This window comes from Bacillus sp. FSL L8-0654 (assembly GCF_038629965.1).
Taxonomy (GTDB): Bacteria; Bacillota; Bacilli; order Bacillales; family Bacillaceae; genus Bacillus; species Bacillus safensis.
Genome location: NZ_CP152026.1, coordinates 2,646,617 through 2,667,941, shown reverse-complemented (window position 1 = coordinate 2,667,941; position 21,325 = coordinate 2,646,617). Strand labels below are relative to the sequence as shown.

Below are 21,325 nucleotides of genomic sequence, written 5' to 3'. Positions count from 1 at the left end.
ATGTCAAAACAACTCATTGAAACAGAAGAACAGTTTGATCAACTAACGAATCAAGATGGGACCTTTGTCTTTTTTAAGCACAGTTTGACATGTCCAATCAGCCAAGCGGCTTTTCAAGAGTTTGAAGCATTTGCGTCTGAACATGAAGACGTGCCAACGTATTTCTTGCAAATTCAAAACACGAGAGAGCTTTCATCCTACGTGGCTGAAAAATCAGGTGTAAAGCACGAAAGTCCGCAGGCACTCGTCTTTAGCGGTGGAAAAGTAAAATGGCATGCTTCTCACTCAAGTATTACAAAAGAAGCGCTTGAACATAATCTGTAAAAGAAAGAAACGTCAGCAGCGGCTGACGTTTTTTTTATAAAAAAGGTTTACTTGAACGAAAAGTATGCTATAATCTTACATACAATACTTTATCGCTTAAAAGCGTTTGGGTAATAAAGAAAATTTTCGTGACAATTCCGAAATCTTTGTTTATAATAAACCCTATCATGCAAGAATGAAAAAATAAAAAGCGAGAGCAGGCAGAGGAAAGGATGACAAAAATGAGCAACAATGAACTAGAAAAATTGAGGCAGCAAGCAGATGAACTAAATCTTCAAATTCTAAAACTGATCAATGAAAGAGGAAACATTGTCAAAGAAATTGGAAAAGCAAAAGAAGCGCAAGGTGTCAACCGTTATGATCCTGTCAGAGAGCGCACAATGCTGAACCAAATTCTTGAAGAAAATGATGGGCCATTTGAAAACTCAACGATTCAGCATATTTTCAAAGAGATTTTCAAAGCAGGTCTAGAGCTTCAAGAAGATGACCACAGCAAAGCACTTCTTGTTTCTCGTAAGAAAAAGCCAGAAAACACAATCGTGAATATCAATGGGGAAGCGATCGGTGATGGAAAGCAGCGTTTCATCGTAGGACCATGTGCCGTTGAAAGCTACGAGCAAGTCGCAGAAGTAGCGGCAGCAGCGAAACAGCAGGGATTAAAACTACTTCGAGGTGGCGCATTTAAACCTCGCACAAGTCCATACGATTTCCAAGGACTTGGTGTAGACGGTCTAAAGATTCTAAAGCGTGTAGCGGATGAATACGGTCTTGCTGTCATTAGTGAAATTGTCAATCCTGCTCATATTGAAGAAGCGATTGAGCATATCGATGTCATCCAAATTGGGGCACGTAACATGCAAAACTTCGAGCTATTAAAAGAAGCCGGTTCCGTGAAGAAACCAGTTCTTTTAAAACGCGGTCTTGCAGCGACCATTTCAGAATTCATCAATGCAGCTGAATACATCATCGCCCAAGGAAATGATCAAATCATCCTTTGCGAGCGCGGTATCCGCACATACGAAACAGCGACAAGAAATACACTAGATATCTCGGCAGTGCCAATCTTAAAACAAGAGACACATTTACCAGTCTTCGTTGATGTGACGCACTCAACTGGACGTAGAGATCTTCTCCTTCCAACAGCAAAAGCAGCTCTTGCGATTGGAGCAGACGGTGTCATGGCAGAAGTACATCCAGATCCATCTGTTGCACTGTCTGACTCAGCGCAGCAAATGGACATTCCACAATTCGAAAAATGGTTAGATGCGTTAAGACCACTTGTGAATATTCACGCGTAATCATAGATAGAAATAGCCGCCGGATAACTGCCCGGCGGTTTTTTGATGGAGAAATACCATGAAGTTTGGGAATGAAAGGAAGAAAGCACATTGCAACCCTAAAAAGTGCTTGTTCACAATGTTTTCATTTTTAAAATTCGATAGAATCTGCTAAGATCATTGTCATAGCTGGCGTTCTCAATGTTTTTTTATGAAATATGATTCAATTTACAGGTAACAAGCTGATTAAAGTTTGTTTAATTTAGTTATAAAAAGAAAGGGAACGTTTTCATATGACAAAAAAACGTGTATAATTTCATAAAAGAATGTCATTTTGATGTAGATTGAAAAATTATGTGTCTCTTTTCATCGTTTTAATGACAAATAGGATATTATTTTCCTCGTATCTGACATGTCTCTATCCAATTGGTGAATGCTATAGATATGAAGTGTATTTGAAGGAGTGATTTATGTGAATAATGTTACAATATATGATGTAGCAAGAGAAGCAAATGTAAGTATGGCAACGGTATCACGCGTAGTTAATGGTAATCCAAACGTAAAACCAACAACAAGAAAAAAGGTGCTTGAAGCGATTGACCGCCTTGGCTATCGTCCGAATGCAGTGGCTCGAGGCCTAGCAAGTAAAAAAACAACGACAGTCGGGGTCATCATCCCTGATATTTCTAGTATCTTCTATTCGGAATTAGCACGCGGTATTGAAGACATCGCTACGATGTATAAATACAACATTATTTTGAGCAACTCAGACCAAAATACAGATAAAGAGCTTCATTTGTTAAATACGATGCTCGGCAAACAAGTAGACGGAATTGTCTTTATGGGCGGAAATATCACAGATGTGCATGTGGAAGAATTTAAGCGCTCTCCTGTACCGATTGTTCTTGCAGCATCTGTTGAAGAGCAGGCTCAAACACCATCCGTCAACATCAACTATGAGCAGGCCATTTATGACTCAGTTCAGCTGTTAGTTGAAAAAGGGCATAAACGAATTGCATTTGTTTCTGGTCCAATGTCAGAACCAATTAATTCCGTGAGAAAGCTTGCAGGTTATAAGCGAGCACTTGAAGAAGCGGGCATAGCGTTTGACGATACGCTCGTTGCTGAAGGCGATTACTCGTATGATTCTGGAATTGAAGCACTTGCTCATCTGCTTGAGCAGTCTGACAAGCCGACAGCTGTTATCGCAGCTACAGATGAAATGGCTCTAGGTGTCATTCATGGAGCACAAGACAGAGGGGTATCTATTCCTGAAGACTTAGAAGTGATTGGCTTTGATAACACAAGACTTTCTCTCATGGTGCGTCCTCAGCTGACAACAGTTGTACAGCCGACATATGATATTGGTGCTGTTGCGATGAGATTGCTCACAAAGCTGATGAACAAAGAACAAGTGGACGATCAAATTGTTGAGCTTCCGCACAGAATTGAAGAAAGACAATCAACAAAATAAAACAAAAAAAGCAGGCTTACCTCATGAGGGAAAGCCTGCTTTTCTTATGCCTTTTTCTTTTCTCTTCTAACAGGCATGAGTGCTTTTTCTACTGTTTGAGCATTCTTTTCTGTGATTTCTGCTTTTCTTGGGATCGGTGGATATAAATCGTCAGGATCTTTCCATGTAGGTGGAAGGGTAACAGGCGATTGCTTATTCCATGCCTGAATCCAGTCCTGAGGGAGCTCATCTGGCGGTGTAATGCCTTTCATCTCAAGCCAAATGCGGCTCCACGCTCTTGGAACGACGCGCCAAATATCATATCCCCCTCCGCCAACAGCGATCCACTTGCCGTCACAATATTGATGTGCAAGCTCATGAGCAAGTCTAGGAATTTCTTCATATATTTTCATGGTGGCAGATAAATGAGTTAACGGGTCATAGTAATGTGCATCTGCCCCGTTTTGCGTCAAAATCACATCTGGTTTAAAAAAAGCAGCAATCTCAGTCACTGCTGTTCGGTATGCTTCGAGAAACGATTCATCTTCCGTAAATGCATCTAGTGGAATATTATAAGCATAGCCATAGCCTTTATCGTGGCCTCTTTCCTGTACTTGTCCGGTTCCAGGGAATAAGTAGCGTCCCGTTTCATGAATGGACACCGTACATACCTCTGGGTCGTCATAGAAGCTGAACTGGACACCATCGCCGTGATGAGCATCCGTATCAATATATAAAATTCTAGCGCCATATGTCTTTTGAATATATTGAATCGCCACAGAGCTGTCATTATAAATACAAAAGCCAGATGCACGCCCTTTGAATCCGTGGTGAAGCCCGCCGCCGAGATTGAGGGCATGCTGCGAATGACCGAGCATCACTTGGTCAACCGCTGTTAATGTTCCGCCAACAAGGAGAGATGCCGCCTCATGCATGCCTGCGAACATCGGTGTATCTTCAGTGCCAAGACCGTACCGTTCACCCTCTGCCGTAGACAGCTTTCCTTCACTTGCCCGCTGCACAGCCTGGATATAATCTGCTGTATGGACGAGCTTTAATTCCTCCAGAGTAGCCATACGCGGTGCAACGATTTCATCCTCTGTTAACGCCTTCATTTTTTGAAGTAGATCATAAGTTAAGTAGACACGAAGCTGATTGAAGGGATGATCTTGGTTAAATTGGTACGTTTGAAAAGATGGTGAAAAAACAAAGGTCGCTTCCTTCATTTGATCGTCTGCTCCATAGGCCAGAGCACTTTATAGCCTTTTGCGCGAATCAGCTTCGTCACATGATCTGCATGAATGGTTTGAAGGCGGAATACGAGCACTTTAGATGCCTCATTGGCATGCGGGTACACGAGCACACTCAGCATTTGAATATGCTGCTCCTTTAAAATGGCTGTAATATCTGCGAGGCTTTCTGTCATCTGCTCCACTTCAACCTCTAAGTGCGACCCAGGCTGATCTGCACCTGTCAGTCTTACAAACGTACGAAGCAGATCTGTTTTTGTGATAATGCCTACAAGCTTGCCGCGTCTCACCACTGGAAGACAGCCAATTCCGTGCTCAAAAAAGACACTTGATATCTCCTCAACGAAATCAAGCGGGTGAGCAGTGATCGTCTCTAATACCATGATCTCTTCTACTGGCCGCTGAATAAAGAGCTTCCTTTTCTCTGTTTCAAAAATACTTGGACTGGCATTTTTAATATCCCGATCTGTCACCATCCCAATGACAGACCCTTGATCAGATACGATCGGGATATGCCGGATGTGGTGTGCACTCATTTTTTGAATGGCTTCTTCAATCGTATCGGTTTTTCGCAGCGTGATCACATCACGCTCCATAATTTGTTCAATCATCATTGTTTACCAATCCCCTTTGCCAAAAAAACGAATTGAACGTTAATACATAAAACGCTGATGGAAGCGAAGACGATCGAAACGCTCGATCGAATCAGGACTCACATGTTTCCCAATTCTGGCCATTAAACAATTGGCTGGATGTGAGCTGATTTCTGGCTCGTCTGTTGCAAACCAGACAAGACCGCCTGCGTTCATCATTTTCTCCATCATTTTGCGGTACTCCCAAACGTTTTTCTTTGTCCCCTTTAAATCCCAATGCCAGTAATATTCAGTTGTAATGATTATGTAATTCTCCATTTGCTCATCCATCATGCTCACATCAAGCAAATGCTTGCCAAGTGAGCATCCTCTAAATGGAGGAGCGACCTCAATCGCGCCAAGCTCAATTAAATTGTCCATTTTGCCCTCTGACCAGCGCTCAAGTGGATCAGGATACAAATACGTGACATAGCCTACGACAAGCTCATTCGCTCTTGCAATGATAATACGTCCTTCTGGAAGATCTGCTATTTCAACAAGTGCTTGTTTCTGTTCCTCAGGCGTGCGAAATGCCGTTAGTCCTTCATGAAACGTATAGTTCGCAAGCTCTGATGCAGGTACCGGTCCTTCAACCAGGATGGAACCTGTTTCGCGCTCAATGGTTTTTGAATAATAAGTTTTAGGATGCTCCACGTATCCACCGCCCCTAATTCTAGTGAGTCGTCTCTATTCTATCTTAAAACTTGCAATAATTAAAACGGTTTCATCAGAAGTTTTTTAAAAATTGAGAAAAAAAGTCATCTATACTATAATGGTCATTGTAAACGTATGCAAAGGGGGACTGTTTGATGAAATTGGAAACGCTACCATCAGTAAAAGGGGATTATCATTTAAATGATTATGAGCAGGCATACAAAGATTTTTCATGGGAGGAAGCTAGAAAAAACTTCTCCTGGTATGAAACAGGAAAAATAAATGCAGCCTATGAAGCGATTGACAGACATGCGGACTCGTTTCGTCACAACAAGGTGGCGCTTCACTACAAAGATTCACAGCGGGATGAAAAGTATACGTTCAGGGATATGAAAATCAACACAAACAAAGCGGGGAATCTATTCAGAGAAAAGGCACATGTAGAAAAAGGGGATCGCGTGTTTATCTTTATGCCAAGATCACCTGAGCTCTATTTTCTTTTGCTTGGTGCAGTTAAAATTGGAGCGATCGTTGGCCCATTATTTGAGGCATTTATGGAAGGTGCCGTCAAAGACCGTTTAGAAAATAGTGAGGCAAAGGTGATCGTGACAACACCAGATTTGCTTGAGCGAATTCCATTTGCAGAGCTTCCGAAGCTTGAATCTGTCATCATTGTCGGCGGTGAAAACGAAGACGTCGATGGCGTGCGGACAATTCACTATGAAAAGGCGTTTGAGGAGGCAGCAAAGGAGCTTGAGATTGAATGGATGGATGAAAAAGACGGCTTCCTGCTTCATTACACATCAGGATCTACTGGGACGCCAAAAGGTGTGCTTCATGTCCATGGTGCAATGGTCCAGCAAGGCCAGACTGGTAAATGGGTGCTTGACTTGAAAGAGGATGACGTTTACTGGTGTACAGCTGATCCAGGCTGGGTTACAGGCACAGTGTACGGTATTTTTTCACCGTGGTTAAATGGGGCGACGAATGTGATTTTAGGCGGCCGGTTTAATCCTGATACGTGGTATGAAACCATTGAATCACTCGGTGTAACCGTTTGGTACAGTGCCCCGACCGCCTTTAGAATGCTCATGGGGGCAGGGGATGATCTCATTCAAAAATATGACCTCAGCTCGCTCCGCCATGTCTTAAGTGTGGGAGAGCCGCTTAATCCAGAAGTCATCCGCTGGGGAGATGCTGTTTTTGGCAAGCGAATTCACGACACTTGGTGGATGACAGAAACGGGTGCACAGCTGATTTGTAATTATCCATGCATGGACATCAAGCCAGGTTCGATGGGAAAACCGATTCCAGGCGTAGAAGCAGCGATTGTTGATAATGCAGGAAATGAACTTCCGCCATACCGGATGGGCAACCTTGCGATTAAAAAAGGCTGGCCTTCTATGATGCATACGATCTGGAACAATCCTGAAAAATATGAATCTTACTTTATGCCGGGAGATTGGTATGTTTCAGGAGATTCAGCTTATATGGACGAAGACGGATACTTTTGGTTCCAGGGACGTGTCGATGATGTCATCATGACGTCAGGAGAGCGGGTCGGTCCATTTGAGGTGGAAAGTAAACTGGTCGAACATCCAGCTATTGCGGAGGCTGGTGTCATTGGAAAGCCAGATCCGGTCCGCGGTGAAATTATTAAAGCATTTATAGCGCTTAGAAGCGGATATGAACCGACAGATGAGCTGAAAGAAGAGATTCGTACATTTGTGAAAAAAGGACTCGCAGCACATGCGGCACCGCGAGAAATTGAGTTCAAAGACAAACTGCCGAAAACGAGAAGCGGAAAAATTATGAGACGTGTGCTAAAGGCGTGGGAGCTGAATTTACCTGCTGGCGACCTTTCGACAATGGAAGATTAAATTTTTTCATCAGTTGACTTGATATCAAAAGTGTGTTAAAAATGACATTAGTTGAATATGAAAAGGTTTTGACTGAGATTCAGTAGAATGATCTTTCCCTGTTGAAGAGAGCTGACGGCTGGTGCGAGTCAGTACAAAGAGATATTCGAATTACCCTCACGAACCGCTTTTACGAAAAGGAGCATGCCCTGATTAGTGAAAGAACGGATCTGTCCGTTATCAGTGTAAGTGAAAAGACGAGATTTTTTGTCTTTTAAGCAGGGTGGTACCGCGATATATATCGTCCCTTCGTTCATTCGAAGGGGCGTTTTTTTGTTGAATTGTAAAAAAAGGAGATTTGGAAATGAGTCAATTGATGGAAGAGCTATCGTTCAGAGGATTAATCCAGCAGCAAACAGATGAAGAAGGTTTAACAAAATTATTAGCAGAAGAAAAAATCAAACTATACTCCGGCTTTGATCCGACAGCTGACAGCTTACACATTGGTCATCTATTGCCAATTTTAACATTACGCAGATTCCAAGAAGCAGGTCATCATCCGATTGCTCTTGTTGGCGGCGCAACTGGACTAATCGGCGACCCTAGCTTCAAAAAAGCGGAACGTTCACTAAATCCAGCAGAAATCGTCGAACAGTGGTCAGAAAAAATCAAAGGACAGCTGTCTCAATTTCTTGATTTTGAAGCAGGCGAGAATCCAGCCGTCATCGTGAATAACTACGACTGGATCAGCCAAATGAATGTCATCACGTTCCTTCGTGATATTGGAAAGAACTTCGGTGTAAACTTCATGCTGGCAAAAGATATCGTGAGCTCACGTATCGAAACAGGGATTTCTTACACAGAATTCAGCTACGTAATCCTGCAGTCTTTAGACTTCTTAAACCTTTACAGAAATGAAAATTGTAAGCTGCAAATCGGCGGAAGTGACCAGTGGGGAAATATCACATCTGGACTTGAGCTGATCCGTAAGTCTGAAGCAGAAGGGGCAAAAGCATTTGGTCTGACGATGCCGCTTGTCACAAAAGCAGACGGCACAAAGTTTGGTAAAACAGAAGGCGGCGCCATCTGGTTAGATAAAGAAAAAACGTCTCCATATGAGTTCTACCAATTCTGGATCAACACAGATGACCGTGATGTCGTGAAATACTTAAAATACTTTACGTTCTTATCAAAAGAAGAGATCGCATCGTACGAAGAAAAAGTGAAAACAGCACCTGAAAAGCGTGAAGCGCAGCGCCGTCTAGCAGAGGAAGTGACAACACTTGTACATGGCCGTGAATCACTAGAACAGGCTGTTAACATCTCAAATGCACTATTCAAAGGTGAGATCAAATCTCTTACAGCTGAAGAAGTGAAAGTAGGCTTTAAGGATGTTCCATCAATGGAGACAAGCAGCACAGAAGAATTAACACTAGTCGATATCCTTGTGGAATCAAAGCTGTCTCCATCAAAGCGTCAAGCACGTGAAGATATCACAAATGGTGCTGTCTCCATCAACGGAGAGAGACAAACAGATAAAGATTATGTTCTTTCCGCTGACGACCGAATTGAAAACCAATTTACCGTTTTAAGAAGAGGGAAAAAGAAATACTTCCTCGTGACGTATAAATAAAGTATGAAACAGTAAGCATCATGGAAAAGCACCTCAAATGTTCGTATACATTGAAGTGCTTTTCTTTTTTATGTAGAAGTAGCTCATTCGTCTGCTTCTTGTTCAAGGAGAGAATCTTTGTTTGTATAAGCATGTTCTACCTTACAAATTCGGGTTGTATAGGATTCATACCAATCTTTTTTCCCCTTTTTTTGAACACGCTGATGTGCTGTATGTGCTTTCCATTCTTTGATGGCTTCTAATGAATCCCAGTAAGAGACAGTGATTCCAACACCATATTCATCTCGTACACTTTCCATTCCAAGAAACCCATCTAGATCTTTCGCTAATTCTTCCATTTTTTGAGCAGCAGCGTATTCTTTCTGCTCGACATTTGTTCGTTTTGATGTAAAAATCGCGGCATAGTAGGGTGGTGCAGGTGTTTGAGTAAATAGCATCTAGTAGAACCTCCTTAGTCTATTGATATTATATATGAAAGAAAGAAGGTCTCGTAGTCTTTTTGTTTTAATTTAAAAAAGTCCAAGGTGCTTTTTGATTATTTATATTTTTGTAAAATCATCTCATAAACATTACCTTGTTCACTTTTCTGACATATTTTTCTTGTATAAAATAGAGTCGTATAAGATGAATAAGGGGGAATGAAAGTGATTTTTGTTAAGAAAAGGAGTTTGCAAATTCTCATTGCGCTTGCATTGGTGATTGGTTCAATGGCGTTTATCCAGCCGAAAGAGGCGAAGGCGGCTGAGCATAATCCGGTTGTGATGGTGCACGGCATTGGCGGTGCCTCTTATAACTTTTTTTCTATTAAAAGTTATTTGGCCACACAAGGCTGGGATCGAAACCAATTATATGCTATTGATTTCATAGACAAAACAGGAAATAACCGCAACAATGGTCCGCGTCTATCGAGATTCGTCAAAGATGTGTTAGACAAAACGGGTGCCAAAAAAGTAGATATTGTGGCTCATAGTATGGGCGGAGCGAACACGCTATACTATATCAAGAATCTAGATGGCGGCGATAAAATTGAGAACGTTGTCACAATTGGTGGAGCAAACGGACTCGTTTCAAGCAGAGCATTACCAGGCACAGATCCAAATCAAAAAATTCTTTACACATCCGTCTACAGCTCAGCAGATCTTATTGTCGTCAACAGCCTCTCTCGTTTAATTGGCGCAAGAAACATCCTGATCCATGGCGTTGGTCATATCGGTCTATTAACCTCAAGCCAAGTGAAAGGGTATATTAAAGAAGGACTGAACGGCGGAGGACAAAATACGAATTAAAAAACGAAAAAAGACAGCGGCATATGCTGTCTTTTTTGATGTCAGCTGGCATATGGCAGCTAGAGATATTGAAAAGGGTGGCAAAATGATGATACAGAAACAGACCATCGTACATAGCTGAATAAAAACATGTACAAAACGATCGCCATTCCTTACACTACATGTAGTGAATGTGAATATTCGGAGGTGGGCGTTTGTGAAAACGAATCAAAAGGCTTTCATCATTGTAGATGTACAAAAAGCGTTCGAGCATGAAAAATGGGGAGAACGCAATAACCTAGAGGCAGAGGTGAATATTAGCCGGCTATTAACGTTTTGGCGAGAGAAAGGCTGGAAAGTGATTCATATTCAGCATACATCCAACAATCCGGACTCTGTATTTCATCCAGCAAATGAAGGGCACCTTTTCAAAGATTTGGCTAAACCGCTAGAGGAAGAAATGGTGATACAAAAGAAAGTCAACAGCAGCTTTATTGGTACTAACTTAGAGGAACATCTAAGATCAAACCAGGTTGACACGGTCGTGATCGCAGGATTAACAACCCCTCACTGCGTATCAACAACCACAAGAATGAGCGGAAATCTTGGCTTTGATACGTATCTGATCTCAGATGCAACAGCCGCCTTTGGACTAACAGATCAAAATGGTACATATTTTGACCCAGAAACGATCCACCGGCTCTCACTTGCAACCCTGCATGATGAATTTGCGACTGTCATGACAACAGAGCAGCTCATCGCAAAATGGACAAGTCAAGAATAAAAGTTTGAAAGCTCCTAGAAAGAGATCTAGGAGCTTTTTTCATGCTAATGATATGTGTCCAGCGATTGTTTTCGTTGTTTCTTACGTGAGTAAACGAGATCAATCTCAATAATTAAAAAACTGACAAAGAATGATAAAATCAATACGCCGGAATCCCCTATCGATACATTCATTAAATTTAAGTAAAGGACATACTTGATAGAGAGATGTAAAACGATCCAAGAACTCACCCATTCCAAAGTATAAGTGAGCCATACAGGAAGCTTAAGGAGATAAGCCAGTCCTTTTCCTATGAATAGAAGGACAGGTGACCAAAAAACGACGATAACACTTACTAACAAAGAGAAAGAGATCAAAGAAAAAAACGAATCATACGTGATGGTTTCTCCAAAAAGAAAATTCACGCCTAGAACAGTGATGTATAGCAATAGACTTGGAACCGCGATCACAAAGCAGATAGAAAAAAAGAGCAGAAAGATAAACAGACTTGCAGCAAATCTATTGGGCGGCTCATCGATAATCTGTTTTTTTCTTAGAAGAGAATAGGCAATCATTGCCAAGATTAAAAGTAAGAATAGAATGATTGTAATACTATACATGGAACTCCTCCATCTGCGTACTATAGAAGACCAAACGACTGATATGTCATCTATCATGATTGTACCAATAGATAAAAGGCACTTCAATGAAATGTTTCCTATATTTGTATATAAAAATAGAGACAGGTTTGATTGAAGTAAGAATGGAGCAGGCAGCCGGGGAAAATAAGTATTGAAAATGGAAGATGACTTCAAATGATTTCATGTATAATTGAGAACATACAAAAAACCCTAGAAATCCTTGAACAATCAAGGGATCTAGGGTTTGTTTGCTCTCTCTTAGAGAAGTAATGAAATTAACGAGAGTAGAACTCAACGATTAGTTGTTCGCTGATTTCAGGCGCTAATTCAGAACGCTCTGGAAGACGAGTGAAAGTTCCTTCAAGCTTTTCAGCATCGAAAGAAAGGTATTCAGGAACGAAGTTGTTTACTTCAACTGATTCTTTCACTACTGCAAGGTTTTGAGATTTCTCACGAAGAGCAATCGTTTGACCTGGTTTCACAGAGAAAGATGGGATGTCTACACGGCTTCCATCAACAAGGATGTGACCATGGTTTACTAGCTGACGAGCTTGGCGGCGAGTACGAGCAAGGCCAAGACGGTATACTAGGTTGTCAAGGCGAGTTTCAAGAAGGATCATGAAGTTTTCACCTTGTTTACCAGGAAGTTTAGCAGCTTTGTCATATAGTGTACGGAATTGACGTTCGTTGACACCGTACATGTGACGAAGCTTTTGCTTCTCTTGTAATTGTAAACCGTATTCAGATAGTTTTTTGCGTTGTCCTGGACCATGTGGGCCTGGAGCGTAAGGGCGTTTTTCAAGTTCCTTACCTGTTCCGCTTAATGAAATGCCTAAACGGCGGGAAATCTTCCAACTTGGACCTGTATAGCGAGCCATAATGTGACTCCTCCTTATTGTTTTTATTTGTGAAAAATAAAAACCGTCTGTTCTTCCTCTTTTTCGTCATTATGTTTTCATGCATCCTCGCTCCAGCAGCAGGGAGTTACAAGATGCACCTTCATAATATAGAAGGAACAAAATGATACAAAAAAGCCGAACAAAAAGGCTGCCATATTTCACACAAACTCTATTATATGACGCTGGATAGGAGAAGTCAACCTATTTAGAGGCAGAGGTGACGTTCTCCATTATATAAAGAAACATAAAAAAGCAGACAATGTGCCTGCTTTTTCTGCATGATTACGCATCCGTAGAGACGGATAACGCCTGTTGGAGAATTTCTGTAAATTGAATAAGGTAGGACTCATCTACTTCACTGAAGCGGTCTTTCACAGGGCTGTCAATATCGAGGACCCCAATGATCTGTCCATTGACCTTGAGCGGAATGACTATTTCAGATTGCGATGCGGCATCACAGGCAATATGTCCAGGGAATGCATGGACATCAGCGATACGCTGCACTTCACCTGTCGCAAACGCTGTACCGCAAACGCCTTTTCCAGAAGGGATGCGCACACATGCAGGCAGTCCGTTAAACGGTCCAAGCACAAGCTCGCCGCCCTTTGCTAAATAAAACCCGGCCCAATTGACTTCAGGAAGTGAGTGATAGAGCAGCGCAGCTGCATTTGCCAAGTTGGCAATCAGATCAGGTTCACCATCTGTAATGGCTTCTACCTGTTTGACAAGCAATTGATAGTCTTTTGAAGGATCGCCAGACTGTTTTTCGACATGAAACATGAAAATCTCCTACTTTCTATCTTAAAAATACATAACTTGCGTCTCGCATGTGGGATTTGTCGAGCAATTGTAAAAGGAACTTCCGCCTTCATCTTGAAGTATGTACACATGAAGAGGGGTGAGCGGATGAAAACATCAACAACCGTGCAAACAAAAGACCGTATTATGGATGCTGCCATCAGACTTTTTAACCAAAAAGGATTTTCTGGAACCTCTGTCCGTGAGATTGCGAAGGAAGCAAACGTCAACGTTGCCCACATTTCTTATTACTTTCAAGGAAAAGGAGGGCTGCTTGAGCAGCTCGTATCCGATTTTTATGAAGGTTACATTCACATGATTGAATCACATCTCCATCACATGGAAACCCGTCATGCAAAAGAATGCTTACTACATGTGGTTTTTGATATTTTATCTTATCAGCACAAGCACCGTCAATTAACCCGTTTCGTTTATCGGGAGGTGACGATTGATTCGACACTCATCAGAGAAATCATGTCGACATATTTAACAAAAGAAAAATATTTGTTTCAGCTCATCATTGAAAAAGGAAAAAGCACCCATGTTATTTGTGAGCAGCTTTCACTCGCATCCTTTATGATTCAGCTTAAATCACTTCTCATGATGCCATATTTACAGCCGCAATATTTAACAGAGGTGCTTTATTTGAACCCAAGTGAGCCGTATTTCTATCAAATGTACTTTAAGGAGCTGAGCCGCTCGCTTCATTATTTGTTAGAACCAAAAGAGCCGGCACTAGATTCTCATCTGAACCTCATGATGTCCTCGAATTGATCATACGCATATCCGAGATCTTCCGCTTGATGGGCATCAGAGCCGAATATGAGCGGAATTTTTTTCTTTTTTGCAAGGTCTATCATCCATTGATCTAAATAGATACTTCTGGCATATGTTTTACGAAGACCTGATGTATTAAAATCTAAGGACATGCCTTTTTTTGCCGTTTCTTCAAGGCAAAGGGTGACCTTTTGACAAAGTTCAGGTGACATTTCATATGGAAAAAGCTGTTTGAATTTCTGGACAAGGGTGATATGACCGATTCTCTTTGGCTTATATTGGCCTAAAGATGATAGAATAGAAGAATGAATTTGGTCATAGTAGCTTTGATAGACCTGTTCGATGCTGCCATAGATGCTTATTAGCTGCTGGAAGGCATGCTCGTCAAAATCAAGGCAAATATAATCATCGCCAGCAGGAAGAAAGTGAACAGATAAAATGGCGTCGTCTAGTTCTGGACCGTAGCAGTCTAAAAAGGTTCTTGTTTCCTCTTCATACGCTTTGATAAAGTCAACCTCAAGCCCAGTTTTTACTATTAATTGTCCTTTGTATTCTTGTTTCAGCTGAGCCAGTTTCGTTATATACGCTTCAAGGTCTTGGAGCTTCATGGCACTATCCTGCTCAGGTGTTGGATCTTGAAACGATGGAGGCAGCGGGGCATGCTCGGTAAAGGTTATGGAATCAAATCCCTTTTTAATGGCTTTTTCAATATAAGAATGAAAAGAATCAAGCGAACCGTGCGGGCAAAACGGTGTATGTAGATGTGCATCTTGTTTCAGCATGTCGTCACCTCTTGTCGATATTTTGAAAAACGTGATGTTTATCAGCGAAAATAATGAAAAATCATGACCAAAAATGCTGGTTACATGGTATCATAATAACAATGAAAACGACAGCTTCCGCATACATAAAAGCAGGTCACATTGATACGTGTGATCAAATGATAGAAAGCGCACAAATACTTTCTTGAAAAAACATACATAAAACCGTGAATGGATGGTATTGGAAAACATACGATCCTGCTTATAAAAAAACAAATGCAAAGCGGACACGAAAGGGTTCTCAGGTCTACTCGGGACACTTTTACCCTGACATCACTTAGATCACAACAAGGGGGCTCATTATGGAGTTAATCATCGGTTTAATTGTCATTTTGCTTGCTTTGTTTTCAGTCGGTTATTTCCTGCGAAAAAATATATATAAAGAGATTGACCGATTGGAAGCATGGAAAATTGAAATTTTAAACAGATCAATTGTAGAAGAAATTTCAAAGATCAAACATTTAAAAATGACCGGAGAAACAGAGCAATTTTTTGAAAGATGGCGTGCAGAGTGGGACGATATCGTCACAGCCCATCTTCCAAAGGTAGAGGAGCTATTATATGATGCAGAAGAGTATTCTGATAAATATCGATTCTCCAAAGCCAAGCAGGTTCTTACGCACATTGAGGACTTGCTGAGTGCTGCTGATTCGAACATTGAAGACATTTTAAATGAAATTGCAGACCTTGTCACAAGCGAGGAGCAAAATCGCAAGGACATTGAAAAGGTCAAAGAACAATATCAAACAGTTCGAAAAAATCTGCTTGCGTACAGCCATTTATACGGCACCCTTTATGACAAAATGGAGCAGGACTTAGATGAAGCCTGGGAAGGGATCAAGCAGTACGAAGAAGAGACAGAAAACGGCAACTATATGAAAGCAAGAAAGATTTTGCTTGAGCAAGACCGCAGACTCGATCAGCTTCAGCTGTATATCAATGATGTACCGAAGCTCATTGCAGACTGTAAACAAACCGTACCAGGCCAGCTGACGAAGCTGAAAGACGGATATAAAGAAATGACAGACAAAGGCTACAAGCTCGAGCACATCCAGATCACTAAAGAGCTTGAGAACTTAAACAAACAGCTGACCCGTGCGGAAAAACTACTGATTGATGAACTCAATCTGGAAGAAGCATCAAGCATTTTGCAAATGATTGATGATGCCATTCAGACGCTGTATGATCAGCTGGAAGCGGAAGTAGAAGCAGGTCAGGAAATCAAAAGTAAAATGCCTGAGCTGACGGAAGCATTTGAAAAGCTCGAGCAGGATCACACCCAAACCAAGGCAGAAACAGCTCTTGTAAAAGAAAGCTACAAACTGACAGCCGGAGAGCTTGATCAACAGAAGGCGTTCGAAAAACGCTTAGAAGAAATTGAAAAGCTCATGAAACAAATTCGCGAGAAGCTTGATCGTGATCATGTCGCATATTCACTATTAATGGATGAAATCAATCAGCTTGAGACCTTTATCGATGATGCAAAAGCATTGCACGATGCGTTTAAAGATCATCTTCAATCATTAAGAAAAGAAGAGCTGCAAGCGAGAGAAACGCTGGCTGAGCTCAAAACGATGCTGACAGATACAGTGCGTCAGCTGCAAAAAAGCAATATTCCAGGTATACCTGCTGACATGAAAGAGCAGGCTGAAAAAGCGCAGGAGATGATTCAGCAAGTGCACGAACAGCTGGAGAACCTGCCGCTCAACATGCCAGCTGTGAATGAGCAATTAAAAGAAGCCTCTGACACAGTGAGACATGCTGTGAATGAGACGGAAGAAATGCTCACTAAAGTGGATCAAATTGAACGAATCATTCAATATGGCAATCGTTTTAGAAGCCAAAATCATATTCTTTCAGAACAACTAAAAGAGGCAGAGCGAAGATTTTATGCGTACGATTATAATGGTTCATTTGATGTAGCAGCATCAGCTGTTGAAAAAGCATCACCTGGAGCCGTTCAGAAGCTATTAGCTCAGCACGAAAAAGAATATCAGCATCAATAAAAAAGCTGAAGTCCATTGATAGGACTTCAGCTTTTTTTGTATTATGATGCCTGTTTCTGGCGTTCTGCTGAAGCAGAAGAAGTGAAAAGTGAGATCACGAACCCAATGGCGACCCCAAGTATCGCAGGGACAAGCCAGCCAATGCCAAGGTCATAAAAAGGCAGCACTGTTTGGAAAATGTCTTTTACTGGACCGATTGGAAGCTTTGCTGCTGCTAAGCCGTCAAATAAGCTGACGCACCCTGTTAAAATTAACGAGAGGACATACACAGGTCTTCTATGTCCAAGCCATTTATCAGCAAGTGATAGAACGATGATCACAATCGCCAGCGGATAAATCGCTGTTAAGACTGGAACAGAGAAAGCAACAATATGAGCAAGTCCAAAGTTAGAAATAATGAAACTAAATAATGTAACAAGTGTCACGACCATTTTATAAGAAAGCTTAGGAAGTAACTTTGAGAAATACTCTCCGCATGATGTGACAAGACCGATACTTGTTGTTAAACAAGCCACTGTGATAGCAGCACCTAACACAATATTTCCTAGACTGCCGAAAAGGAACTGAGAAGACTGAGCTAAGATTTTGCTTCCATCTCCAACGAATCCAATGGCATGTGTACTAGAAGCACCTAGATACGCAAGTGACAGGTAAACGAAGGTTAATCCAGCAGCTGCAATCAAACCCGCTTTGATACAAGCAGAAGCCAGTGCCTTTTTACTTGTCACACCGCGTCCTTTAATCGCGTTGATGACAACAATTCCAAATACAATAGAAGCAAGAGCATCCATCGTTTTATAGCCCTCTAAAAATCCTTTGAAAAACGATCCGTTGCTATAAGATACATCTGGTGTACCAATCACGCCCATCGGCGTCAAAATGGCTTTGACAATGATAATAAAAATAATCGTAAATTTAATCGGTGTTAATATTTTACCTACACGATCCACGATTTTCGTTGGATTTAAAGCAAGGTAATACGTAATACCGAAAAAGACGAGTGTAAATAAAAGAAGGGACAGCCAAGCTGGTACGCTTGATAAAAATGGTAATGCGCCAATCTCATACGAAACCGTTCCTGTACGCGGAATAGCGAAAAGCGGCCCAATGGATAAATATAAAATAACGGTAAATGCTGTTCCAAACACTGGGTGAGCCTTATCTGCAAGTCCTTTTGCATCACGCCCTGTTAAAGCAATTGCAATAATCCCGAGTAGAGGTAAACCGACACCTGTTAATAAAAATCCGCCCATTGCTTTCCATACATTTGTTCCGGCATATTGCCCAAGCTCTGGTGGATAAATCATATTTCCGGCGCCGAAGAATAAAGCAAATAACATAAAACCTATAATAATCGTATCTTTCGTCGACAATGTTGCCTTCATTGAATATAAAGCCTCCAATATTATGTTGAAATATTCTGTTAATTAGCTGCTAAAACGGTTCTTCATTAACATTCACTAATTATAAAGGATGTACGCCTGATGTCAACATGTGTTTTCATACAAAAGTCATGAATTTTTCTATTTTAGTATATGAAGAACATAAAAAAACATCCCCTTCTCTTATGGAAAGGGATGTTTTCTGTTTTGATGCTAGATTAAGCAAGCTGTTTAGGTGGACTCGTAAATAAAGAAATAAGAAGTCCAATAATAGCTCCAAGAACGGCAGGGATGGCCCAGCCGATCCCAAGTTTGTATAAAGGAACAACAGCTTCTAAAAATTCAGGTAATCCGCCAAGAGGGATTTCCGCTGCAACTAACCCATCAATCACAGCAAAGACACCTGTGAAAAGGAGTGAAGCGATATAAATAATCCGTCTTCCGTTGATATAGCGATCAAGAAAAGATAAGAGAATGATCACGATGGCTAACGGATAAATCGCAACAAGAACCGGAACAGAGAGCGAAATAATTTGTGCCAGTCCAAGGTTTGCTACAAATGTACTGAATAAAGATACAACTAAAACTACTGTGCGATAAGAAAAGCGTGGAAATAGCGAAGAAAAATATTCCCCACAGGATGAAACAAGTCCAATACTTGTGGTCAAACATGCAAATAAAATCGCAGCTCCTAACACAATATTTCCAGCAGAACCAAATAAAAAGTTTGCCGCAAGCGAAAGGAGTTTCCCTCCGTCATTTGCCCCGACCATGCCTGTAGCCTCAGGACTTGACGCCCCGACATAAGCGAGTGATATGTACACAAGAGCTAGTCCAGCAGCTGCGACAAGCCCTGCTTTAATACAGGCTGCTGCAATCGATTTTCGTTCTGTAATACCGCGTTCTTTCACAGCCGTGACAACGACAATTCCGAAAACGATTGAAGCAAGAGCATCCATCGTTTTGTAGCCTTCTAAAAACCCGGTAAAGAGCGGGCTTCCTTCATAGGTTGGATGCGGACTGCCAATTCCACCCATTGGTGTCGCAATCGCTTTGATCACAATTAAAGCAATGACAGCGAGTAAAATTGGTGTTAAAATTTTACCGATTCGGTCAACGAGTTTCGATGGATTTAAAGCAAGAGCATAAGTAATGCCGAAAAAAGCAATCGAAAACAAGAATAATGGAATCCATGATTCAGACTGCGCTTCAGTCAGAAACGGCGCCAGCCCAATTTCATAAGAAACCGTTCCAGTACGAGGGATCGCAAAGAAAGGCCCAATGGATAAATATAAAATGACGGTGAAAATGGTACCGAATGTAGGATGAGCTTTGTCAGCAAGCCCTTTTGCTCCAGTTCCTGTCAGGGCAACGGCGATGACACCTAAGAGCGGAAGTCCAACTCCTGTCAGTAAAAATCCACCGATCGCAAGCCATACGTTTTCACCTGCGTACTGTCCAAGTACAGGAGGGAATATCATATTGCCTGCGCCGAAAAAGAGTGCAAACAACATTAAGCCGATGGCTAATGTGTCTGTTTGACTTAACTTATTATTCATAAGGTTATCCCCCTATTATTTTATTTTTCCGCCATGTTTAAATATTCTGTCAATTTAGAAAAAAATATGACAATGGCACTATGCATGATATAGTGAATTGATGAGGTTGTCAATATACCGCTTTATATTGAAATAAAAGGAATTCGGATCATATTAGTTAAACGCAAGAGGATAAGGAGTTTCGCCATGATGTATCTTGATAATAGTGCAACCACAAAACCGTACCCTGAGGTTTTACAAGTATATCAGCAAGTGAGTGAACGTTATTTTGGAAATCCATCTTCGCTTCATCAGCTCGGAATTGATGCAAGCCGGCTGTTAAATGAAACGAGAAAACAAATGCTTCACTACACGGGCTTGAAACAATATAAGATTATTTTTACTTCTGGTGCAACAGAAGCGAATAACATTGCCATTAAAGGGGCAGCACTTGCCAAAATGAACCGGGGCAAGCATATTGTGACCACAGAAATAGAGCATCCTTCTGTTATTGAATCGTTTGAACAGCTGAAGGCGTTATTTGGCTTTGACATCTCCTATATTCAAGTAAATGAGCATGGCCATGCAGATATGACTCATTTAAAAGAAGTGCTTCGCCCTGATACAGTGCTTGTCAGCATGATGCACGTCAATAACGAAACCGGTGCCATCCAGCCAATTGAAGAAGCTGCTGGCATTATTCGCGAGCATGCCGAAAACGCACTTTTTCATGTCGACGGGGTGCAGGGAATGTGCAAGGTAGCACTCAATAAACAGCTGGATGTAGACCTTTTGACGATGTCAGGCCATAAAATTCATGGTTTAAAAGGCACTGGAGCACTCTTTTTAAAGAAAGATGTCACTCTCGCCCCTTTCATTACTGGGGGAGAGCAGGAATTAGGGCTTCGTTCAGGTACTGAAAACCCTGCTGGAGCTGTCAGCTTAGCAAAAGCCATGAAACAATCATTTGAACAGCTTGACAAGTATCATGATGAGATGCTGAACTTAAAAACGCAGCTGCAAAAACAGCTTGGAGACATAGAAGGTATTGTGATGAACACACCGCAGGCGCTAAGTGCGCCGCACATTGTGAATTTTTCAGTGCCGGGTATTCAAATTGAGGTCCTCCTCCATATGCTTGAAAAAGAAGGCATATATGTTTCTACAACCTCTGCCTGCTCAGCTAAGAAAAAAGAGCCAAGCCGTGTCCTGCTGGCAATGGGAAAACCAGAGGAAGTAGCCAAAAGCAGTATGAGAATCAGCTTAACGTATGGACAAGGACCAGAGCTAACGCCGCAAATCATCACATCGATCGCACAAAGTGTGAAAAAATTAAAAGGAATGAGATAACAG

Annotated in this window: 20 protein-coding genes and 1 other annotated feature; of the genes, 10 read left to right on the top strand and 10 right to left on the bottom strand. The window is 41.5% G+C overall.

Annotated elements, in window-relative coordinates; all coding sequences use genetic code 11:
- From ytxJ to ccpA, 3 genes are all read left to right on the top strand, one after another.
- Positions 1–324, top strand: a complete 324-nt coding sequence (gene ytxJ / locus MHH65_RS13710; protein ID WP_268414223.1) for a bacillithiol system redox-active protein YtxJ — start codon at positions 1–3, stop codon at positions 322–324.
- Positions 325–545: 221 nt separating this feature from the next.
- Entirely contained in the window at positions 546–1,622 is a 1,077-nt protein-coding gene (locus MHH65_RS13705) for a bifunctional 3-deoxy-7-phosphoheptulonate synthase/chorismate mutase (RefSeq protein WP_034279528.1), read from the top strand.
- 451 nt (positions 1,623–2,073) lie between these two features.
- Positions 2,074–3,075, top strand: coding sequence for a catabolite control protein A (gene ccpA / locus MHH65_RS13700; RefSeq protein WP_034279529.1), 1,002 nt, complete (start codon positions 2,074–2,076; stop codon positions 3,073–3,075).
- Positions 3,076–3,119: 44 nt separating this feature from the next.
- Here ccpA and MHH65_RS13695 read toward each other — a convergent pair whose 3' ends face one another.
- From MHH65_RS13695 to MHH65_RS13685, 3 genes are read right to left on the bottom strand one after another with little or no spacing between them, the layout of a single operon-like run.
- Positions 3,120–4,280, bottom strand: a complete 1,161-nt coding sequence (locus tag MHH65_RS13695) for an acetoin utilization protein AcuC (protein ID WP_024424850.1) — start codon at positions 4,278–4,280, stop codon at positions 3,120–3,122.
- Positions 4,277–4,918 (bottom strand): CBS and ACT domain-containing protein, encoded by a 642-nt coding sequence (locus tag MHH65_RS13690; protein WP_034279532.1) that lies wholly within the window; start codon positions 4,916–4,918, stop codon positions 4,277–4,279. Before MHH65_RS13690 ends, MHH65_RS13695 begins: the two co-directional genes overlap by 4 nt.
- Positions 4,919–4,957: 39 nt before the next feature.
- Positions 4,958–5,590 (bottom strand): GNAT family N-acetyltransferase, encoded by a 633-nt coding sequence (locus tag MHH65_RS13685; RefSeq protein WP_034279534.1) that lies wholly within the window; start codon positions 5,588–5,590, stop codon positions 4,958–4,960.
- 155 nt (positions 5,591–5,745) lie between these two features.
- On the opposite strand from MHH65_RS13685, the gene acsA reads away from it, so the two are divergent.
- Together acsA and tyrS are read left to right on the top strand one after the other, a co-directional pair.
- Positions 5,746–7,470, top strand: a complete 1,725-nt coding sequence (gene acsA, locus MHH65_RS13680; RefSeq protein ID WP_034279536.1) for an acetate--CoA ligase — start codon at positions 5,746–5,748, stop codon at positions 7,468–7,470.
- A gap of 59 nt (positions 7,471–7,529) precedes the next feature.
- Positions 7,530–7,761 (top strand) — a binding site (T-box leader).
- Positions 7,762–7,813: 52 nt separating this feature from the next.
- Positions 7,814–9,082: a tyrosine--tRNA ligase gene (gene tyrS / locus MHH65_RS13675; RefSeq protein ID WP_268414222.1), complete on the top strand. Its 1,269-nt coding sequence runs from the start codon at positions 7,814–7,816 to the stop codon at positions 9,080–9,082.
- Positions 9,083–9,165: 83 nt separating this feature from the next.
- Here tyrS and MHH65_RS13670 read toward each other — a convergent pair whose 3' ends face one another.
- Positions 9,166–9,519 carry an antibiotic biosynthesis monooxygenase gene (locus MHH65_RS13670; RefSeq protein ID WP_268414220.1) on the bottom strand — a complete coding sequence of 118 codons (354 nt, stop codon included), beginning with the start codon at positions 9,517–9,519 and terminating at the stop codon, positions 9,166–9,168.
- A gap of 207 nt (positions 9,520–9,726) precedes the next feature.
- Here MHH65_RS13670 and MHH65_RS13665 point away from each other — a divergent pair, with 207 nt between their 5' ends.
- Together MHH65_RS13665 and MHH65_RS13660 are read left to right on the top strand one after the other, a co-directional pair.
- Positions 9,727–10,368 (top strand): triacylglycerol lipase, encoded by a 642-nt coding sequence (locus MHH65_RS13665; RefSeq protein WP_152031913.1) that lies wholly within the window; start codon positions 9,727–9,729, stop codon positions 10,366–10,368.
- A 196-nt stretch (positions 10,369–10,564) separates the two neighbouring features.
- Positions 10,565–11,131, top strand: a complete 567-nt coding sequence (locus MHH65_RS13660; RefSeq protein WP_335350897.1) for a cysteine hydrolase family protein — start codon at positions 10,565–10,567, stop codon at positions 11,129–11,131.
- A 44-nt stretch (positions 11,132–11,175) separates the two neighbouring features.
- On the opposite strand, the gene MHH65_RS13655 is transcribed toward MHH65_RS13660, so the two are convergent.
- The 3 genes from MHH65_RS13655 to MHH65_RS13645 all read right to left on the bottom strand — a co-directional run bounded on the left by MHH65_RS13655 (position 11,176) and on the right by MHH65_RS13645 (position 13,430).
- Positions 11,176–11,730, bottom strand: a complete 555-nt coding sequence (locus tag MHH65_RS13655) for a hypothetical protein (protein WP_034279547.1) — start codon at positions 11,728–11,730, stop codon at positions 11,176–11,178.
- A gap of 296 nt (positions 11,731–12,026) precedes the next feature.
- Positions 12,027–12,629: a 30S ribosomal protein S4 gene (rpsD, locus tag MHH65_RS13650; RefSeq protein ID WP_024424838.1), complete on the bottom strand. Its 603-nt coding sequence runs from the start codon at positions 12,627–12,629 to the stop codon at positions 12,027–12,029.
- Positions 12,630–12,932: 303 nt separating this feature from the next.
- Entirely contained in the window at positions 12,933–13,430 is a 498-nt protein-coding gene (locus tag MHH65_RS13645) for a GAF domain-containing protein (protein ID WP_061109481.1), read from the bottom strand.
- A 126-nt stretch (positions 13,431–13,556) separates the two neighbouring features.
- Between MHH65_RS13645 and refZ the strand changes: the two genes are divergently transcribed.
- Entirely contained in the window at positions 13,557–14,222 is a 666-nt protein-coding gene (gene refZ / locus MHH65_RS13640) for a forespore capture DNA-binding protein RefZ (RefSeq protein WP_024426169.1), read from the top strand.
- On the opposite strand, the gene hisJ is transcribed toward refZ, so the two are convergent.
- Positions 14,192–15,007 carry a histidinol-phosphatase HisJ gene (gene hisJ / locus MHH65_RS13635; RefSeq protein ID WP_111926307.1) on the bottom strand — a complete coding sequence of 272 codons (816 nt, stop codon included), beginning with the start codon at positions 15,005–15,007 and terminating at the stop codon, positions 14,192–14,194. The genes refZ and hisJ overlap by 31 nt on opposite strands.
- A gap of 341 nt (positions 15,008–15,348) precedes the next feature.
- On the opposite strand from hisJ, the gene ezrA reads away from it, so the two are divergent.
- Positions 15,349–17,052: a septation ring formation regulator EzrA gene (gene ezrA, locus MHH65_RS13630; protein WP_268414217.1), complete on the top strand. Its 1,704-nt coding sequence runs from the start codon at positions 15,349–15,351 to the stop codon at positions 17,050–17,052.
- Between the two features lie 41 nt (positions 17,053–17,093).
- On the opposite strand, the gene brnQ (MHH65_RS13625) is transcribed toward ezrA, so the two are convergent.
- Together brnQ (MHH65_RS13625) and brnQ (MHH65_RS13620) are read right to left on the bottom strand one after the other, a co-directional pair.
- Positions 17,094–18,437: a branched-chain amino acid transport system II carrier protein gene (gene brnQ / locus MHH65_RS13625; RefSeq protein WP_268414216.1), complete on the bottom strand. Its 1,344-nt coding sequence runs from the start codon at positions 18,435–18,437 to the stop codon at positions 17,094–17,096.
- A gap of 215 nt (positions 18,438–18,652) precedes the next feature.
- A complete protein-coding gene (brnQ, locus tag MHH65_RS13620; protein ID WP_268414215.1) occupies positions 18,653–19,993 on the bottom strand; it encodes a branched-chain amino acid transport system II carrier protein in 1,341 nt (446 codons plus the stop codon).
- A 186-nt stretch (positions 19,994–20,179) separates the two neighbouring features.
- On the opposite strand from brnQ (MHH65_RS13620), the gene MHH65_RS13615 reads away from it, so the two are divergent.
- A complete protein-coding gene (locus MHH65_RS13615; protein ID WP_268414214.1) occupies positions 20,180–21,322 on the top strand; it encodes a cysteine desulfurase family protein in 1,143 nt (380 codons plus the stop codon).
- The last annotated feature ends 3 nt before the right edge of the window (positions 21,323–21,325 follow it).

What these genes read in the sequence shown, in the direction of transcription:
- ytxJ (WP_268414223.1), top strand. Translation starts at nt 1, where the DNA reads ATGTCAAAACAACTCATTGAAACAGAAGAACAGTTTGATCAACTAACG.
- MHH65_RS13705 (WP_034279528.1), top strand. Translation starts at nt 546, where the DNA reads ATGAGCAACAATGAACTAGAAAAATTGAGGCAGCAAGCAGATGAACTA.
- MHH65_RS13695 (WP_024424850.1), bottom strand. Translation starts at nt 4,280, where the DNA reads ATGAAGGAAGCGACCTTTGTTTTTTCACCATCTTTTCAAACGTACCAA.
- MHH65_RS13690 (WP_034279532.1), bottom strand. Translation starts at nt 4,918, where the DNA reads ATGATGATTGAACAAATTATGGAGCGTGATGTGATCACGCTGCGAAAA.
- acsA (WP_034279536.1), top strand. Translation starts at nt 5,746, where the DNA reads ATGAAATTGGAAACGCTACCATCAGTAAAAGGGGATTATCATTTAAAT.
- tyrS (WP_268414222.1), top strand. Translation starts at nt 7,814, where the DNA reads ATGAGTCAATTGATGGAAGAGCTATCGTTCAGAGGATTAATCCAGCAG.
- MHH65_RS13670 (WP_268414220.1), bottom strand. Translation starts at nt 9,519, where the DNA reads ATGCTATTTACTCAAACACCTGCACCACCCTACTATGCCGCGATTTTT.
- MHH65_RS13655 (WP_034279547.1), bottom strand. Translation starts at nt 11,730, where the DNA reads ATGTATAGTATTACAATCATTCTATTCTTACTTTTAATCTTGGCAATG.
- rpsD (WP_024424838.1), bottom strand. Translation starts at nt 12,629, where the DNA reads ATGGCTCGCTATACAGGTCCAAGTTGGAAGATTTCCCGCCGTTTAGGC.
- MHH65_RS13645 (WP_061109481.1), bottom strand. Translation starts at nt 13,430, where the DNA reads ATGTTTCATGTCGAAAAACAGTCTGGCGATCCTTCAAAAGACTATCAA.
- refZ (WP_024426169.1), top strand. Translation starts at nt 13,557, where the DNA reads ATGAAAACATCAACAACCGTGCAAACAAAAGACCGTATTATGGATGCT.
- hisJ (WP_111926307.1), bottom strand. Translation starts at nt 15,007, where the DNA reads ATGCTGAAACAAGATGCACATCTACATACACCGTTTTGCCCGCACGGT.
- ezrA (WP_268414217.1), top strand. Translation starts at nt 15,349, where the DNA reads ATGGAGTTAATCATCGGTTTAATTGTCATTTTGCTTGCTTTGTTTTCA.
- brnQ (WP_268414216.1), bottom strand. Translation starts at nt 18,437, where the DNA reads ATGAAGGCAACATTGTCGACGAAAGATACGATTATTATAGGTTTTATG.
- brnQ (WP_268414215.1), bottom strand. Translation starts at nt 19,993, where the DNA reads ATGAATAATAAGTTAAGTCAAACAGACACATTAGCCATCGGCTTAATG.
- MHH65_RS13615 (WP_268414214.1), top strand. Translation starts at nt 20,180, where the DNA reads ATGATGTATCTTGATAATAGTGCAACCACAAAACCGTACCCTGAGGTT.